Origin of the sequence: Bradyrhizobium sp. IC3195 (assembly GCF_020193585.1) — a bacterium.
Lineage (GTDB): Bacteria > Pseudomonadota > Alphaproteobacteria > Rhizobiales > Xanthobacteraceae > Bradyrhizobium > Bradyrhizobium yuanmingense.
In genome coordinates this window covers 1-2,064 of sequence record NZ_JADYVG010000059.1, presented here as the reverse complement: position 1 = coordinate 2,064, position 2,064 = coordinate 1, and the positions used below count along the sequence as shown (strand labels likewise).

Annotated in this window: 1 protein-coding gene; it reads right to left on the bottom strand. The window is 65.4% G+C overall.

Going from position 1 to position 2,064, the window contains the following annotated elements; translation table 11 throughout:
- Window positions 1-2,064, bottom strand: a 2,064-nt coding sequence (locus I6F09_RS37050) for a condensation domain-containing protein (RefSeq protein ID WP_225190192.1), incomplete at both ends; no start/stop codon positions are given.

Below are 2,064 nucleotides of genomic sequence, written 5' to 3'. Positions count from 1 at the left end.
ATTGAGCTCGCCGTAGCTCAGCTGCTCATCTTCGCAGACCACCGCCACCGCATCCGGCGCCTTGTGCACCTGCGCCTCGAACAGCTCGTGGATGCACCGCTCCGCAGGATACGGCGCCGCCGTCCGGTTCAGCTCCTCCAGCAGATACGTGCGCTCGGCAGTCGAGAGCAGCTCAATCCGGTGGACCTCTTGCTGCGCATCGGCAGCCATCGCCCGCAGCAGCGCCAGCAGATAATCCCGCTGCCGCTCGATCGTCGCCTGATCAAACAGCGCCGTGGCATAAGCCAGTGTTCCGGCGATCTCCTCGCCCTGCTCGCCAAGGCTCAGCTCCAGATCGAACTTGATCTGATCAATCTCCTCCCCGGCAGCTTCGACACTCAGCCCCGGCAGGTCCAATGACCCAACCGCATTGTTCTCCCAGGCCAGCATCACCTGGAACAATGGCGTGTGATCAAGAGCCCGGGGCGGCTGCACGATCTCCACCACCTGCTCGAACGGCAGGTCCTGATGCTCCTGCGCAGCCAGCACCGTGCGCCGCGTCCGCTCCAGAAGCTCCGACACGCGCGGCTTGCCCGACAGGTCCAGCCGAAGCGCCAGGGTGTTGACGAAGAACCCGATCAGCTCTTCGATCTCGCGGTGCCCCCGATTGGCGCTCGGCACGCCAATCACAAGATCGTCCTGCCCGGACAGACGCGACAGCACCGCCGCCCAGGCCGCCAGCACCATCATGAACAACGTCGTGCCATGCTGTAGGCTCAGCCGCTTCAGCTCCCGCGTCAAATCCGCATCGACGGTGATCGGGACCGTGGCCGCGGCAAACGACTGCTGGGCAGGCCGCGCATGGTCCGTCGGCAAGACAAGACGGGCTGTGCCTGCCAGGGCGCTACGCCAATACTGCGCCTGCTTCTGCAACCGTTTCCCCGACAGCCATTGGCGTTGCCAGGCTGCGTAATCCGGATACTGGATCGCAAGCGGCGGCAGAGGATCGTCCTGCCCAGCCTGGAATGCCCGGTAGAGCTGGCTAAGTTCACGCAGCAGCACGCCCATCGACCAACCGTCAGAGACGATGTGATGCTGGGTCAGTAGGAAGACGTGTTCCTCGTCGGCGGTGCGGATCAGCCGCCCGCGGATCAGCGGACCGCGCACAAGATCGAATGGCGTGCGCCCCTCTTCATGGCACAGATCCAAAAATGCCGCTTCCGCATCCGATCTCTCCCGCAGATCATGCTCAACTATCGGCAGACCCGCGTCCGGCGGCAGAACCTCAACCCGGGGCTTGCCCTGAGTCGCGACAAACACACTGCGCAGCGCCTCATGACGCGCAAACAGACGGTCAAGGCTGCGCTGCCAGGCGCCGCGGTCGAGCATCCCGCGCAATCGCAAGGCCAGCGGAATGTGATAGTTCGTGCTGCCTTCGTTCAGCTGAGCCAAAAACCATAGCCGCTGCTGCGCAAACGACAGCACAAGCGGCTCATGACGCGACACGGCTACAATCGACGGCAGCTCGTGCGGGCCGGAGCGGCTCAACAGCTCGACGATGCTTGCCGCCAGGTCACTCAACACTGGCCTTGCGAACAGCGTCGACAGTGGCAGTTCGACCCCGACAGCCTGTGACAGCCGGCTCGACATCTGCACGGCCAAGAGCGAGTGGCCGCCCAGTTCGAAGAAGTGGTCGTTGCGCCCGATGCGCTCGACACCAAGGAGCTCGGCCCAGATCTGCGCCAGCGCCGTCTCGACCGCACCTTGCGGCGACTGGTAGGCCGCCAGCGCATAGGCCTGATCGGCCGGCGCCGGCAGCGCGTTCCGATCGAGCTTACCATTCACCGTGAGCGGAAGCGCCGCCAGCCGCACGAACGCACTCGGCACCATGTAGTCCGGCAGCCGCGCACTTAAGTGCGCCCGCAAGGCGCCCGCAACCCCGCCTCCATCGCCCTCGCCCGAGCCGGCCTCGGGCGCGCAGACCACATAGGCGATCAGATGTTTGTCGCCGGCGCCGTTCTGGCCCGCCACTACCACCGCCTCGCGCACCCAGGCGTGCTCGCAAAGCCGCGCGACGATCTCGCC